This window comes from Arthrobacter sp. D3-18 (assembly GCF_054408525.1).
The window spans coordinates 1,174,853-1,189,823 of record NZ_CP096440.1 but is presented as its reverse complement, the minus strand read 5'-3'; the positions used below and the strand labels follow the sequence as shown (position 1 = coordinate 1,189,823).

At 61.2% G+C, this 14,971-nt stretch carries 10 protein-coding genes; 3 read left to right on the top strand and 7 right to left on the bottom strand.

All coding sequences use genetic code 11. The features are described from left to right. Positions 1-282: 282 nt before the first annotated feature. Positions 283-2,781 carry a carboxypeptidase regulatory-like domain-containing protein gene (locus M1D89_RS07595; protein ID WP_498650917.1) on the top strand — a complete coding sequence of 833 codons (2,499 nt, stop codon included), beginning with the start codon at positions 283-285 and terminating at the stop codon, positions 2,779-2,781. Between the two features lie 67 nt (positions 2,782-2,848). Here M1D89_RS07595 and M1D89_RS07590 read toward each other — a convergent pair whose 3' ends face one another. Continuing rightward, positions 2,849-3,859, bottom strand: a complete 1,011-nt coding sequence (locus tag M1D89_RS07590; protein ID WP_498649487.1) for a cation efflux transmembrane domain-containing protein — start codon at positions 3,857-3,859, stop codon at positions 2,849-2,851. After that, positions 3,856-4,335 (bottom strand): transporter substrate-binding domain-containing protein, encoded by a 480-nt coding sequence (locus tag M1D89_RS07585; protein WP_498649485.1) that lies wholly within the window; start codon positions 4,333-4,335, stop codon positions 3,856-3,858. The genes M1D89_RS07590 and M1D89_RS07585 overlap by 4 nt, the downstream gene beginning before the upstream one ends. Positions 4,336-4,564: 229 nt before the next feature. Between M1D89_RS07585 and M1D89_RS07580 the strand changes: the two genes are divergently transcribed. After that, positions 4,565-7,153: an S-layer homology domain-containing protein gene (locus M1D89_RS07580; RefSeq protein ID WP_498649484.1), complete on the top strand. Its 2,589-nt coding sequence runs from the start codon at positions 4,565-4,567 to the stop codon at positions 7,151-7,153. Positions 7,154-7,294: 141 nt separating this feature from the next. On the opposite strand, the gene M1D89_RS07575 is transcribed toward M1D89_RS07580, so the two are convergent. Further along, positions 7,295-7,603: a DUF6966 domain-containing protein gene (locus M1D89_RS07575; protein WP_498649482.1), complete on the bottom strand. Its 309-nt coding sequence runs from the start codon at positions 7,601-7,603 to the stop codon at positions 7,295-7,297. 189 nt (positions 7,604-7,792) lie between these two features. On the opposite strand from M1D89_RS07575, the gene M1D89_RS07570 reads away from it, so the two are divergent. After that, the gene (locus tag M1D89_RS07570; RefSeq protein WP_498649480.1) at positions 7,793-8,056 is read left to right on the top strand and encodes a hypothetical protein; all 264 of its coding nucleotides are present in this window, start codon (positions 7,793-7,795) and stop codon (positions 8,054-8,056) included. A 19-nt stretch (positions 8,057-8,075) separates the two neighbouring features. Here M1D89_RS07570 and M1D89_RS07565 read toward each other — a convergent pair whose 3' ends face one another. The 4 genes from M1D89_RS07565 to M1D89_RS07550 form a co-directional block, all read right to left on the bottom strand. Then, entirely contained in the window at positions 8,076-10,691 is a 2,616-nt protein-coding gene (locus M1D89_RS07565) for an AMP-binding protein (RefSeq protein WP_498649478.1), read from the bottom strand. 72 nt (positions 10,692-10,763) lie between these two features. Further along, positions 10,764-11,930 (bottom strand): ABC transporter ATP-binding protein, encoded by a 1,167-nt coding sequence (locus M1D89_RS07560; protein WP_498649476.1) that lies wholly within the window; start codon positions 11,928-11,930, stop codon positions 10,764-10,766. Beyond that, positions 11,927-13,525: an ABC transporter permease gene (locus tag M1D89_RS07555; RefSeq protein ID WP_498649475.1), complete on the bottom strand. Its 1,599-nt coding sequence runs from the start codon at positions 13,523-13,525 to the stop codon at positions 11,927-11,929. Before M1D89_RS07555 ends, M1D89_RS07560 begins: the two co-directional genes overlap by 4 nt. Before the next feature lie 4 nt (positions 13,526-13,529). After that, positions 13,530-14,579, bottom strand: a complete 1,050-nt coding sequence (locus tag M1D89_RS07550) for an iron ABC transporter substrate-binding protein (protein WP_498649473.1) — start codon at positions 14,577-14,579, stop codon at positions 13,530-13,532. Between the last annotated feature and the right edge of the window lie 392 nt (positions 14,580-14,971).

Sequence of the window (14,971 nt, the reverse complement as noted above, 5' to 3'; positions counted from 1 at the left end):
AACAGAATGGCAAGTTTTGGGAGAACAAACCTGTGGAGGCCGCCCGGCAGCATGATCAAAGGTGTTGCGACCAACAAGGTCACACTGGGAAGCGCCATTCGGTTACCGAAAGTCGGCTCCCAAATGCGGCGTAATGATTGCACTATTTTCCCCCATGATCGACAGGCCCGCCGTATAAGAAATAGCATGTGGCTGACGCAACAAACTTGACTTGACTCGGCGTCGAAAATCAAATATATGGGGGCACTCTTGAAACAATCGAAACTTTCGCGGCAATTACTTGTGCCCGTGGCCGGTTTATCACTCCTCGCAGCATCCTTCTCCGGTGCACCGGCCGCCGTCGCTGCGGGAACTGCAAGCATCAGCGGTAGCGTGCAGATGCAGGCTGGTCTCAGTGCCAGCATGATTTACGTTGACGCTTACAAAGATGATCAATACATTGATGGATCATCGATTTGGAGTGACTCGGGAAACTACACAATCGATGGCTTGGAACCGGGATCGTACAAGCTGAAGTTTTACGCCTACGGCCCCAATGGGGGTGCTCCAGTCAACGTCCAGGAGTGGTACAACGACAAAGAGCTGGCATCGGCGGCCCAGACCATATCGCTGACTGCGGGCCAAGCCCAGACCAATGTCTCTGCAGTTCTGAACACAGGCGCGACGCTTAGCGGCAAAGCTACTGTGCCGGCCGGCGTCGATGCCACAAAGATCACCGTCGAGGCGGCACGTGATGGTGAATTCAGCTCCTACAGGGCTTCGCTGAACGCAGACGGTACATACTCGCTCACCAACATGATTGCGGGCCAGTACCGGTTGTACTTCGCGTGGGGCTCCGGATTTGGCCAGGAATCGCCTCCGAGCCCGATAATCTCCAGCTACCTCGGCGGAGTTAACTGGCCTGCAGCCACCTTGGTAAACGTTCCTAAACAAGGGAACGTTGCGGGCCAGAACATCACCTTGGCACCGGCCGGAATCGTGACCGGGAAAGTGACTGTACCGGCGGGAGTGGACGTGACCAAAGTGTCTGTCTATCTCAGCAACGCCGCTAAGCCCGCAGACCCGGGCGGATACACCAATCCAAAGGCAAACGGGGAGTTCAGCGTAGGAGGGCTGGTACCGGCCTCCTACAGGGTGACGTTCGGTTGGAGCGGCGACGACTCGCCAGTGCTGTACACCTACTACGGACCCGCTGGTGCCACTCAGGACACAACCACTTTGGTCAATGTTCCGCCGGTTCAACCCGTGACGGGAATCAACCAAACGCTCCTTGCCGCAGCGAAAATCAAAGGTAAAGTCACTGTCCCCGCTGGCTTTTCCGCAGCCAACATCCTCGTCATGGCCAAAGCTCCTGACGGTCTGGGATGGATGGGCAGCGCTCAAACCGATGGAACAGGCGCTTTCAGCATCGGGGGACTTCCAGCTGGCTCCTACAAACTTGAGTACTCTGCGAGTAATCAGAACCTCCTCCATCAGTGGCATGGCCAAAAGTTGGACGCGTCAGCTTCAACGGCAGTCACCGTTGCCGCCGGCGGAGTCCTAACCGTTGCCAATGAGAGCCTCCTTCCCGGCGCAATCGTTTCGGGTTCACTGACACTGCCTGCCAGTTTGGCTGGCCAGAATTCATCAGTGTCTCTGGTGGGCCCTAACGGTTTCAGCCGCTATCTCAACGTCGACGGCAACAACAGCTTCTCCTTCGACAAGCTGCCTGCGGGCACCTACTCCATCGAGTTCAACCGTTCGAGCGGCGTCAGCACTAACTCCGAAGCGTCCTTCTACAAGGACAAGGCCGAGTCATTGGGCGCCGCTTCGGCAACTCAGGTCACTGTGACTACAGGTGAAGCCAAGACCGGGCTGACGAGCACCGCGAAGGCGGGTGGCACGCTCACGGGCAAGATTGTGGGCACAGATGGTCAGCCGTTGAACAATGTTCCTGTCCGCGTCTACACCAAGGATGGTTCGCTGGTCACCCGCGGTGCCAACACCATTGCCGATGGCACGTTCAAGGTGACAGGGCTCAGCACTGGAAGCTACCTCGTCTCGGCCAACATGATCCCCACCCGGCCTTCGGGTTCCCTCGGGACCATCTTCTCCGGCAACGTGAAGACCGAAGGGGCTGCCTCGACCGTAGCCACCACAGTGGGTACCAACAGCGACATCGGTACGCTCAGCTTCGCCACCGCGGGCAATGGCGGAACAGGATTCGCTGACGTGCCCGCAGGTGGGCAATTCAGCACGGAAATCACCTGGATGGCCACAGCCGGCATCAGCACCGGCTGGACGGAAGCGGATGGCTCCAAGACGTTCCGACCGCTCTCCCCCGTCAATCGTGACGCGATGGCAGCCTTCATGTACCGGCTGGCTGGCAAGCCTGCTTTCACTCCGCCTGCTGCATCGCCTTTCGCGGATGTACCCACCAGCAGCCAGTTCTACAAGGAAATCACCTGGCTCGCTGACAAGGGTGTTTCCACCGGTTGGACCGAAGCGGATGGAAGCAAGACCTACCGTCCCGTTCAGGCGGTAAACCGTGACGCGATGGCGGCGTTCATGTACCGGTTGGCAGGGAAACCGGCATTCACTCCCCCAGCCACTTCGCCATTCACCGATGTCCCCACCAGCAGCCAGTTCTACAAGGAGATCACTTGGCTGGCAGCCCAGGGCATCAGCACCGGCTGGACAGAAGGAGACGGCAGTAAGGCGTTCCGTCCGGTGAACGCCGTCAACCGCGATGCGATGGCTGCGTTCATGTACCGCTACAACGCGAAGTTCAACGCAGGCTAGTCCCCATCAAGCGAAACGGCCGGCACCACATAGTTGGTGCCGGCCGTTTTTGCATCTGCATGAGGGTTCAGTGTTCTCCTGAAAGGCCCGGGAGGAATTCTGCAGGCAGGGTGGAAACGGGAACCAGGACTATGTCCTTTGCCTTCCAGTCCAGATCAATGCATGCCTGACGGGCTGTTTCCAGCTGCTTCAGGGTAGGCATGTCCCCGGACGGCACAATGAACGTTTCGATGTGAAAAACGTGGCCTTCGTCCCGGATCCGGGATTTTGCTGATTCGACCCAGTCGAGTCCGCTGAGGTAGCCGTCAATTTCATCGCCCAAGGAGTGAGGTTTGGCGTCGTCGTACGTCCTGGCGCGCTTATCCATGAGGGCGGTGATGGCTGCTTTGGTGTTGTGTATGCCGTCGTGCAGAATGCTCGCTGAGATGACCAGCGCGGCGACTGCGTCCGCCCACCACCAACCGATACCGATGCCCGCAACGCCTGCAGCAGCGGCGACGGCGGTCTGCCAGTCTGCTTTGTTCATGTCGGCGTCCGCATAGAGGACCTTGTCGTGCAGGGTCTTCGCGAGTTTCATCTTCACGTGGCCCAAGTACACGGGCGGGCCTGCGGTGAGGAGCATGGCAACAATCATGACCCAGCCAAGCCATATTGTCTGGCCGAAGAAGTCGAACCCTCCGATGGTGGGGTGTTCCGCCGTCAGAAGGCTGATGCCGGAATCCACAATCAAGTACGCGCCCATGACGGACAAGGCCACAGCCGCTACGACGTGGGCTACGCCAACAGCACGGTGGTAACCGTAAGGATGCTCCTCGGTGGGGCGCTTGCGGATCACGCGGGCGGCAATCAGGAAAGACAGGGGCGGCAGGAACGATAGGACGTCTTCAAGCCACGCTGCCTTCATAGCTTGGGAGTTTCCCAGCAAGAGATAGATCATGGCGGTCGAAACTGCCAGGAATGCCACTGTGATCCACTCGAAGCGGATCGCTTTGCGTAGCGCCTGGTGCTGCTCTTCAGGCAATTCGGTATGGCCGAAACGTGAGTTCACTTTCGCGGGGAGGCTGGCGGTGTCTTTCACTTGGTGCCCTCCGACTCTTGGAGGAACGTATCCAGTGTTAGGAGGAAGCCGTTCTCCCCTTTGGCGACCAGCATCACGTGCTTATGCTTTTTCCCGGTGTCGTCCACGGATTCGGTATAGGGCTGCGTCAGCGCTGTGTGCTTTTCCCATGGCGTGTCTTCGCGCAGGCCGCCGATCATCAGGTCAAGTTCGCCGTGCTCTACGCGTTCGGCCAGGATATGTTCGGTGCCCGTGCTCCACTCCACCTTGGCATCCAGTTGCGCGGCGAACCTCCGTACCAGTTCGGCTTCGGTCCCAGCGGGCTCCCCGGAAGGTGGGAGCTTCACCCAGTCGCCATTGGGACTAGCACCTACCTTGAGCACGCCACCGCTGACGCGCTCGAGGGTGCCGTGGGGGTCAGCCGGGACGCTGACTCCGCAGCCGGTTAGCAAAATGACAGCCGCCGCCAGAACGGCCACTCTCCATCGCCGGTACATGTCTCCGTTTCCTCCTATGAGTCTTGCCACCACTATAGGCAGGTTCCTTACTATCCGGACGGGCGTTGGGTACTTTCCCGTGACATCAGCCTTGGCGGAGTGCCACCTCGCCGCCATATTGAGCAATCTCCGCGACTTTTGGGCGCTTTTTGTTGCTTCGCTTGGGATGGATGTCGTGTAGTTAGCTTTCTGAGTGTTTTCTGGGTGTCACCGGTGTGTGGGGGTTGCGGTGTTTCGTCGTGGTGTGGCGTGGTTGGTTGCTGTGGTGTTGTTTGTGGTGGCGCCGGGGTTGTTGGTGTTGCCGGCGGCGGTGGCTGCGGATCCGGTGGTGGAGAACGTGGTGACGTTCTCTGACGTCCCAGCCGAGTCGCAGTTCGCGACGGAGATTTCGTGGTTGGCGGCGTCTGGTATTTCCACGGGCTGGGATGTCGGCGGGGTGCGGCAGTATCGTCCGTTGGAGTCCATTGCCCGGGACGCGATGGCCGCGTTCCTGTACCGTCATGCCGGGTCACCCGCGTTCACGGCACCTGTAGAGTCTCCGTTCACGGATGTCCCGTCCGGGGCTGCGTTCTATAAGGAGATCACCTGGCTGGCTGCGGAGGGCATTTCCACGGGCTGGGATGTCGGTAACGGGAAGCGGGAGTACCGTCCGTTGTCCCCGATTGCCCGTGATGCGATGGCCGCGTTCTTGTACCGGTACGCGGACAAGCCGGCGTTCACTGCCCCGGCGGTGTCTCCCTTCGTGGATGTTCCGGCTGGTGGCGGGTTCTATGCGGAGATCACCTGGTTGTCAGCGTCGGGGATTTCCACGGGCTGGGATGTGGGTAACGGGGTCCGTGAGTACAGGCCGTTGAACGGGATCGCCCGTGATGCGATGGCTGCGTTCCTTTACCGGTACGCGGGCCAGAAAGCACCCGCTGACCCGGGGAACCCTGCGGCGGGGACGGTAACGGTGGCCCCCGACGTCGAGGTCCTTGAACCATCCCAACTCGAAACAGCGCTGGTAAGCGCGGACACGGTGGTCCTTCCCTCGGATCAGGCACTGGAGATCAAACCCAACGACGTGCTGGTCTCCGGTGTCACCACCGGAACCCCGGACGGGCTGCTGGTCCGGGTGGTCCAGGTAGTCCGCGACCCGGGCGGAAACACCCTGGTCAAGACCAAACCTGCCACCCTGCCCGAAGCCGTGGTCTCCACCGGCGGGCTGCTCGAAGTGAGCGGCACCCCGGTGAGGTCAGAGTTCATCCCCGAACCCGACGTCGTCGTTGAACCCGACGCGGCACCGACGGCAACAAGGCCCGGCACCGAACAGTCACCGGACATGGCCCAACCATTCGCGGAAAATTCGGCCGAGGTGTTCAACAAGTCGATGACCTTCAAGAAGACCGTCAAGGGTGAGTTCGGCAAACCCGACGCGCCGTTGACCGGTAATGGCTCGGTGACGTTGAAGTCGTCGGTGACGGCGAAGGCCACGGCGAAGATGACTTTGGACGTCGGCTTCCTGCAGTTGAAGGAAGCCTCCGTAGTAGTGACGCCGTCGGTGAAGGCCGAGCATTCCGTCACGGCCGAGGGGTCGTTGAAGGGCCAGGTGACCTCAAAACTTGGTGAGCTCAATGCCTGGTTCACGTTCTGGGTTGGGCCGGTCCCCGTGGCAGTGACCGCCGATGCCGAGATGAATGCGAACTTCGCCCTGGACGGGGATGCGCAGGTGGTTTTCTCCTCGTCGCAGACTGTTTCCAGTGGTCACGGTTTCAAATACAAAAACGGCTCGTTCAATCTGGTCAACGACAAGCCCTCCACAGCCGGGATCCAGAATCAATACAAAGCCTCGGCGTCTCTGACGGTAAGGGCGTCACTGGATTTTGATGCCACGATCAAGCTTTACGGCGTCGCTGGGATCACGTTCGGAATGGGACCGTACGCGACTACCACCATCACCGTTACCGCTGCCAGCGGGCAGGACCTCAGCTGGACCTGCCCCTTGGAGCTGGGCGTCGAAGGCCGGCTCGGTGTGACTGCAGGCATCGAGATCATGGGCTTCGACCTGGGCGAGTGGGAAGCCACTGTGACCAAGTCATGGCCACTGTTCACCGCGAACCCCTGCCAAGGCACCACTGTCATCCAGCCGCCACCAACAAACCCCACCCCGACGCCTACGCCTACCCCGACGCCCACTAACCCACCCGGCCCGGGCGTAACGCTTCCGCAGGTGCCGGTTCGCGTCGGACAGAGCGGCCAAGCAGTGTTGGCCCAGGACGGCGGTGACGTCGATTCGGTCCAATGGATCTCGAGCCCGCTGCCCAACACGGTGCTGTCACCCGGCATGCCTACCATGCCGGCAACGCTGACGTGGTCACCGAAAACCCCTGAGACCGTCCAATTCTCGATTCGGGTTACGTACACCGACGGAAGCACCAAGGACGTGTCGGGGTCCATGCGCGCTTACCCGGTGCCGGCTCCGTCGCTTGCTGTGGGAAATCTGCAGTCCACGTACGTAGCCACATCCGACCGCGGCACCCCATACTCCGTGGTTACCTTCGAGATCACCAAAACTACGGCGTCCAACACAACGCCGCTAAAGGGTCTGACAGACAAAGAGGACCCTGCGAGCGACTTCTATGAGTACACAGGGGGCGACTCGAACGCTAACAACGTTCTCGACATCGGCGAGAAATGGCAGTACCGAGCCTTCTACCTGGATTGGCGGGCCTCGGAGCCGGGCAACAGTAGGACGCGCACCCTCCTTGTCCGTGCCAACGACACCACTGGCGCGGGCTCATGGATTGACACCCAAGTCGTCTACACCATGACGCGCTAGTTCATCTCAAGACAACGACGCCGGAGGTCAGGTTGAATTTCAACCCGACCTCCGGCGTCGTTCTTCTTGTCATGCGGAAGAGACGGTTACCGCCACTTATCCGTTCCTGTACCAGTCATAATGCTGACACCAGCCGCTAGTTCACGACGAGCTGGGGAAAAACAGCGTCCGTCCCCGGCGTAGGGCTCTTGCTAACTGGTCAACAGCGCGCGCCGACTCGGCTGTTCCGACATCGGAGAAGGATCCGTTCCCGCCATACAACGAGAGTGCATCGGCCGCAGCCGAGCGGAGGGTTCGAGCGTCCGCGACGTCAGCAAACTGCTTGTCGAGCCAATCGGCGGTGCGCTGGCGCTGCACATCGTGCTCGAGTTGCGCGACTGACCGCACTTCGGCGATTGCAGAGATGATCTCAGCACGGACAGCGTCGACGGTGCGTCGGTGGTTCCCCATGGCACCAGCCTACGGAGGCATCACAGGCGTAAAGCAATCGGCACGAAGCATCCGGATAGGATTCGTTGTGATGTTCAGCCAAGACAAGCAGTTCCGCAGGCCTGACGGCACCCTCTACGACCCCAGCAGCTTCAACGTGCGCCAGTACCAGGAGCAGTAGGCCCCGGCGGCGTGCCGGAGGGGTACTCCATGGGTGCCATCACGCCCGTCCAGAGCCCTGGACTCATCACAGCTTTGGCGGTCTTCCTCACGCTCATATCCGTCGGCATGCTCGCGATGAGTTTCCTCGTCATAGCGTCCGGCGGTGAGCTTAAGGTGATCCTGCTCGGGTTCGCGGTGGGCATCGGAGGGTTAGTGATGTCCGTTTACGCGTTCCGGCTCGCGGCAAAACGACGGCGCTGGTTGCGGGAGCAGCGCGCTAATGCCGCACACACGCAGGCGCCCGGCCAATGACCAAGAGAGCAGCCAGCGTTCAGGACGTAATTCTCTGATCATTACGCCGAGCGCCACTGCGGGCCCGAAGCCACCGTCCGGCGTTGCCCATCGCACGGGTTGCCAAGGCCCAGTACGCCACTCCCGCCACAAGGGATGCCGCAACAGCCAAGCCTTTGCTGAACTCGTCGAAGTGCGGATAGACCAGCCAGTGGGTGACGTAGATATAGAGGGATGAACTCGCGAGCAGCGCCGTGATGCGATGAAGGCCGCGGGGAACGGGCAAGGTAGGAATCCACAGCAGAATGAGGAAACCAACCAGAATGGTGGCGCTACGGGATTCGTCCGGGAAGGATCCGGGAATGGTCAACAGAGCCAGGGCCGTCATGGCAGCTCGTTGCCACCACTGCCGGGACACAGCCGCGGCCCATCCGAAGGCGAAGAGCCACAGCACAGGCCCTTGTCCCGGGTAGGGCAGGTCAATGACATCGAAGCGCTGCAAGAGATCGATCCCGGCCAGGACCAAGGGAAACGCCCAAGGCCATCTGCGCAGCGCCTTATCAACACCGGGAATGGCCAGAAGGATCGCCAATCCGAGCAAGATGTGGACCAGCACCTCAACGAACCAGAAGCGCGACAGGTCAGTCCACCCCGGCGGGCCCACCAAGGAATTCAGTAAGAAGACGTTGTGCCAGCGATAGTCGTCAGTGACGACGAACGCGAGACCGATCACCGCGACGCTGGGCACCACAATCCGCGCAACAGCCCGTAATTGCCGTCTAAGCCGCTCGATCTTGGACCCCGTGAGCTGGAAACGTGCAAAGTTGTAGCCGGCCAAGGCCATGAGCACGTGCGCGGTGCCTTCCCAAGAGAAGAAATCGATGTGCGTGGCGACGATGAAAACGATGGCAACAGCACGGAGGACGATCCCGGTTTCCATGCTGGCGATTAGCTTGCTGTGCCACCTCTGCACGGCACGGCCAACCGGGCCAGGAGCACCCGCTTCCCTTAAGTCTCCCGAGGGGGCCGAGTCCGGCGCGGGAACAAGTTCGCAGATGGGCATCGTGTGCCATCCCTGGGGAATCCGGCCAAGAGCCTTCTCCAGCCGCACGGACACCGCCACATAAGATAGCGAGTCTCCACCCAGGGAAACGAAACTGTCCGTGATGGCAACATCCTGGCGCTCCAGGGCATCTGCGAAGATTCTCTGCACAGAATCCGTCGTCGCGGGCGAATTGCCGTCGTCTGCGTGCAGAACGTCTTCCGGTTGGGCCGGCTCCGGACGGACAGATAGCGCCAGAATGGCGGGGTAGTCAGGTTTTCCGTTGGCCAGCCGCGGAATGGACGGCACAGAATAAAGTTCGACGGCGGCACGCGGCACACCGAGGTCCTGCGTCAATGTTTTGGCCACCAAGGCAAGGTCACGGTCCCCTTCGACTGCCGCCACCACCATCTCGTCCGAGCCGGCAGCGGCGGCACTAAGGCCAAGGTCTGCAAGGAGCCGTTCCACGCGCCCCAGATCAACCCGGAGCCCAACGATTTTGACGAACCTGCTGCGTCGGCCAACGATTTCATAGAGGCCGCCCGGGCCTTGACGGGCAAGATCACCGGTGTGGAGCTCGGTCATTTCGCGGCCGAGAGCCAGATCCTCGGCCCGCTCTGCATAGCCCAGCATGACGTTGGGGCCGGTGAATACGAGTTCGCTGGCATCCAACCCGGGAACGGGTTCAAGCCGGAACGCCCCGCCTGGTACTGGCACTCCGATTGCATGCGGGTGGACTACCGCTTGGTCAGGCGGTAGGTAGGCCATCCGGGCTGTCGCCTCCGTCTGTCCATACATGACAAAAAGGTCCCAACCGCGTTTCCGGCCCAACTCTGCGTAGGAACGGACGCGCTCCGGTGCCAGACGGCCTCCAGCCTGGGTGATGTAGCGCAGGCTTGGAAGGTCCATGTGCTCGAAGCCCACCCGGTCGAGAAGATCGAACGTGTACGGTACGGCGGCAAATGACGTCACGCCCCGGGACCGAACCAAGTCCCAGAAACACGGATCCACCACCGAAAGGTCTGTCAGCACCAAGGAGGCACCCACCAACAAGTGGCTGTTGACCACACTCATCCCGTAGCAGTAAGAGAGAGGAAGCGTGGTGGCTGCCGTGTCACTTGGACGAAGGTACAGGTACTCAGCGATAGCAGCAGCGTTGGCCTGCACCGAGGCGCCGGAGAGGCGAACAAGTTTGGGTGATCCGGTGGAACCGGAGGTGCTGACCAAGAGTGCCAGCTCAGGATGCAGTTGGTGCCGGGTCTCCAGCCTGCGGACGTCCAGGACGCAGTCGCCCGGGGCTGAACGGGCGATAATGTCGGGATCATAGGCGGCAATGAGCGAGTCGGCAGCATGGCCGCCACCCGGGGGCAATATCAGCAGTGGATGTCCGGACGCCAGTGCTGCGAGATAGACGGTCAGCGACGACAGGGTGTTCTCGGCCTCAAGAGCAATCAGGCATCGGGCAGGACCGAACGACCGCGCCATGGCCTCGACCCGGCGGGAAAGTTCCAGGTAACTGACTGAGCGTTCCCCGATACTGATGGCGGTACGGTCTCCGAACGCGGCCAGGTTGGCGGCGAACGAAACTCCGGCCAAATCCGGCTGAATAGTCACATCCGAAATTGAACAAGGTAAAGCTAACCTAACTCAACTGGATAATGCTTCGGGCCGCGAATATTACCGTGGCTAAGCGCTCGCAGGGAACGCTACGCCCTCGCCGACCACTCGAAGGCAGAGCTCCGTTCCAGGTTTGGTGATGGATGCGTTCCAGTGCCTGATGGTGATGACTTCGCCGCCGCCAGGGTACCGATGGCCGTTGCCGGAGCTTCCTCCGTCGGGAGCAGAATAGGCACCCAGTTTGATGCGCACGGTGGTTTCCGGGCCGAAGTAGTCGGTGTCCACCACGACACCACGGATGGGGCCGTCCGGGGCGATCCGGATTTGCTCCGGCCGCAGCATGAGCTGGACCTTTCCCTGCGCAGGCGGTCGCCTCACGGGAATACCGCCCAGCGAGCATGTGGCCAGGGAGCCTTCCATCCAGGCGTCCAGAATGACAGCCTCCCCCAAGAACTCTGCGGTGGCACGGTCTGCGGGACGAGTGTAAACGACGAACGGATTGCCGATCTGGGCCAGTGTTCCATCACGCATGATGGCCACCTGGTCCGCGAAGGACAACGCTTCGGCTTGATCGTGGGTTACCAAGATGGTGGTCACGCCTGCTTCGTTCAGAACCTTGGCTACGGCTCTCCGCGTCGCGACGCGTAGCCCGGCGTCGAGGGCTGAGAATGGCTCGTCGAGCAGCATCAGTTCGGGCTCGCGGGCCAGAGCCCTGGCCAGAGCAACCCTCTGCTGTTGACCGCCCGACAACTGATGCGGCCGGCGCTTTGCCATGGACGCATCGAGCGAAACCATTGCGAGCAGCTCCTCAACCCTTGCCCGCACGCCCCGACGACCGCCGTCGAGCTTTCCAACATCCAGACCGAAAGAGATGTTCTGCCCCACTGTAAGGTGCGGGAAGAGGGCGCCGTCTTGGGCCACATAGCCAACGTGGCGCTTGTGCGCGGGAACCCGGACGCCGTTTCCGGCAACCAACGTTCCGTTGAGGCTGATCGCTCCGCTGGTGGGATGTTCAAAGCCGGCAATAAGCCTGAGCAACGTGGTCTTGCCCGAACCTGACGGACCCACAATGGCCGTGGTGCCACCCTTGGAGACGGAGAGGTGTACACCCCTTAACACTGTCTGCGAACCAAAATTCTTTGTGACGCCGGCAATGTCGAGGTGAGTGTCCGTGGTTGGTGCAACAGAGGGTGCAACGCGCGGCGCCGCGATTCCCGGGGAAGAATGAGTAGTCACTGTCCGGCCACTTTCTTGGACTGTTGGAAGAGCAGATATGTCATGGGGGCCGAGAGCAGGATCATCAGCAGCGCGTAGGGTGCCGCACCGGTGTAGTCGATTTCGCTGCTCTTGCTCCAGAACTCGGTTGCGAGCGTCCGGGTGCCGTTGGGTGAAAGCAGAAGCGTGGCCGTGAGTTCATTGACGATGGCAAGGAAAACCAGGGCCGCTCCCCCGGCTGCTGCAGGGGCAGTCAGCCGCAGGGTTACTTTGAAGAAGGACACCAGCGGAGACTTGCCGAGGGATTGGGCGGCCTCGTCGAGCTCCTTGGGCGCCTGAGCCAGGCCGGAACGGAGGTTGACCAAGGCCCTCGGCACGAAAAGAAGTACGTAAGCAGCGATTAGGACACCCGCGGTTTGGTAAACACCCGGAATGGCGCGGATGCTGACAGTAACGAAGGCAAGGCCCACCACGATCCCGGGCATGGAGCTGGTCACGTAGTTGGAGAGTTCAAGCAATTTACTGAACCAGCTCGGATGGCGGACCGCCAGGTAGGCCATGGGGAAGGCCACCGCTGTGGTGACCGCAGCGCCCGCTGCCCCGTACATGAGGGTTTGAAGGAGCGCCGGGACAAACTCGTCCGCTGCCCAAACATCCGGCCCTCCTGCAATGGTCCAGCGCAGCACAAACCACACCGGGAGCCCGAACGCCAGGACAGTCAGCGCCAACACCCCAAGCTGCGCCGGCACTTGATAACGGCCGAGCGCGATCCGGGTCGCGTTGGCCTGAGCACCGGAACCTATGCGTGCATAACGGGCCGTGCCGCGACTCTTCACCTCCGCGAGTAACAGAATGAGGCAAAGGAATACCAGGACGCTGGCCAGCATATTGCCTGCTGTGCCGTTGAACGTCGACTGGAACTGGACCATGATCGCCGTCGTAAAGGTATCGAAGCGGATCATCGCGAAGGCACCATACTCCGCCAAGAGATGCAGGGCGACCAACAGGGCACCGCCGGTCATGGCGATGCGAAGTTGTGGCAGCACCACGCGGAAGAACACGGCCCACGGGCCAAGACCCATCGAAGCGGCGGATTGTTCGATCGCCGGGTCCAGCCTGCCCAGAGTGGCGGCCGCGGGGATGTAGACCAGCGGGAAGTAGGACAGCGTGGCGATGAGCACGCCGGACCAGATGCCCTCCAGCGAAGGAACCGCGGAAACCCATGAGTAGCTGTTCACAAACGCAGGGATTGCCAAGGGCGCCGCCAACGCGATAGCCCACCAGCGGTGCCCGCGGAGATTGGTCCGCTCCACCAGCCAAGCGCCGCCCACACCCAAAACCAAGCACAGCGGAACTGTCAGAACCATCAGCATGATGGTATTCAGCAGCAACTCACCGACCCGCGGCCGGACAATGAGTTCGACGGCGGTGTCCCAGCCTGTCGCTGCTGTCATAAAAACGACGTAACCCAAGGGCACCAGCGAAAACAGTGCAATCAACACTGCCAGCAAGGACACGGTGGAAACGCCGAAAGGCGGGCGGGGGCGCTTGCCCCCACCCGCCGTCGTCGTGCTTTCCGGACTCTGCGAGCCGGGAGCCGAAAGTCGAGCGGTCACGGAATTACAGCAGTCCTGCCTCGGTCATCAGTTCGGTGACCTTGGTGGAATTCAGCTTGGCCGGGTCAACGACAGGTGGCTGCAGCTCCTTAATGGGAACAAGCTTCTGGTTGGCATCAACCTGCGACGCGATGGCGTACTCGAACGAGGTCCCCGTCTTGAGGATCTCCTGGCCCTGTTTACCCGTGATGAACTTCAGGAATGCCTGGGCGTCGGCTGCCTTCTTGGAGGACTTCAGAACACCGCCGCCGGAGATGGAGAGGAACGCTCCGGGATCCTGGTTCTTGAAGTAGTACGGCGTGACGTTCTTGGAGTTCTCGCCGGTCTTGGCCTGATCGCCGTAATAGTAGTAGTGGTAGATCAGCGCGGCGTCCACTTCTCCGGCGTTGACAGCCTTCATGGCAGTGCCGTTGCCCTTGTAGGCCTTGAAGTTTTCCTTCATGCCCTTGAGCCAAGCCTCCGTAGCGGCCTCACCCTTGAGCTCGAGCAGCGCGGCAACGATTGCCTGGTAGTCGGCGCCAGTGGGGGAAGCTGCCCACTTGCCCTTCCACTCGGGGTTGGCCAGATCAAGCATGGACTTGGGGAGCTTGTCTTCGCTGATCTTGTTCTTGTCATAGACAAAAACCGTGGAGCGGGCAGCGATGCCGGTCCACTTACCCGTGGACGGGCGGAACTCTGCCGGGACCTGAGCAACAGTGGCCGCATCCACATCTGCGAAGAGGCCAGCGTTCTCAACCTGCGCCATTGCAGGTGAATTCTCCGTGAGGAAAACGTCGGCGGGGGAAGCTGCGCCCTCCTGCACGATCTGGTTGGACATCTCGGTGTCCGAGCCCTGGCGAAGGGTGACCTTGATGCCGGTCTCCTTGGTGAAGGCGTCGATCCATTCCTTGGTCAGGCTCTCATGCTGGGCGTTGTACACCGTGATGCCTTCGCCTGAAGCGGCGTCTTCCGAGGCGGCAGGTGCGGTGCCGGCGTTGGAGCCACAGGCCGCGAGGCCGAGGGCTGCGGTGGCGGCGAGTGCGATTCCGGCCAGCGCGTTTTTGCGGAACTTCATGGGGGCTACTTTCTTGGGGAAGGAGGGGATGTTGGGGACTATCTCCTTCAAGAACTTTAGGTTAGCCAAGCCTAAGCTCCAATACCGGAGGGCTTACCGAGGGTGAGTCAGGAAGATTGTTACGTCAACCCTCGGCGAGTGACGCTACCTGAGCGAGCGACCCGCCCAAGCCCGAGGGACATGAGCGAGCGACCCGCCCAAACCCGAGGGACATGAGCGAGCGACCCGCCCAAACCCGAGGGACATGAGCGAGCGTCGGGCCCAAGCCCGAGGGATATGAGCGAGCGTCCGGCCCAAACCCTCGGGACGTGAGCGAGCGTCCCGCCCAAGCCCGAGGGACGTGAGCGAGCGACCCACCCAAACCCTCGGGACGTGAGCGAGCGTCCGGTCCA